The organism is Mycobacterium ostraviense (assembly GCF_002705925.1).
Lineage (GTDB): Bacteria > Actinomycetota > Actinomycetes > Mycobacteriales > Mycobacteriaceae > Mycobacterium > Mycobacterium ostraviense.
Genome location: NZ_NKRE01000056.1, coordinates 1 through 970 on the forward strand (window position 1 = coordinate 1; position 970 = coordinate 970).

A 970-nucleotide genomic window follows, 5' to 3' on the forward strand; every position below is an offset into this window, starting at 1 on the left:
TCCTCGGCGCCATCAAGCAAACTACGCTTGACAGCACCTGCGGGCCCGGAGCGCGCGAAAGGCAAAGCGGGAATCGGAGGCCAGGAAAACGGATCAGGGGTCCAGGTACTACGCTCACCGTCAGCTCGGACACCCCGGGTCACACAAAACGAGGTGTGCATCAAACCCGGGATGCTCCACTCTCTCAACCGCATCGGCTCCAACTACGACCTGTGTTTCGCCTTTCTCAACCACACCAGCCTTTCTCTATGACCAAGAGTCACTGTATTACCGAAAGCTCTTTAATCCGCATGACCATTCTTACTGTTACCATCGTGGGAGCGAGGCCTTGCACAGCATGGCCGATATCGCATCCGGTCACGGCGACGCGCTGGAATCCGACGGCATGACGGCCCAACATCGCTATCAGGTGGGCAAGGTCAACATTCCGGGCGCGGCCCGGGCGGTGGTTCGAGGCGGGAAACCATTAGGCCGAACATGGCCATTTTGCACAGCGCTTGCGCGTTCGACCAACCAGCGGTGTGGCAACACCTCAAAGGTGTTTCGGCCCTTGGGTTTGCGCACACTCTCCAATGCGATGCGAAATGGTGCGTGGCCCAGGCGACGAGCTCGCGCGCATAACCGGCGTCAGCCCACACCAGCACGATCGATGGCATAGGTATGCGGGGCGCGCTCGAGAATCCCGGCGCCCGCCGTCGCGGTCCTGGATGCTGACCGCGGTCACCGGCACAACGATCAGCAGGCCCAGCATGCGGACGACCACGTGACGCTTGCCTCCGTTGAGCTTCTTGCCGGCGTCATGCCCGCGAGTGGCCCTGCGGACGGTGTCAGCGGCTTTGAGCGATTGCTCACGGTGGTGCGCACGTCGTTACGGATCGTGGGGATGGCGTTGCGAGGTCGTCGGGTAGCGGGTGTGGTTGTCGGCCTTGATTGTTCACGATGGCCGGTGCTGCGCGTATCGCGAACGAAT

General features: G+C 61.8%; 1 pseudogene. It reads left to right on the forward strand.

What is annotated here, in order from left to right:
• Positions 1–283 precede the first annotated feature (283 nt).
• Positions 284–433, forward strand: a pseudogene (locus tag CDN38_RS31480) (hypothetical protein); the annotation flags it as partial.
• Between the last annotated feature and the right edge of the window lie 537 nt (positions 434–970).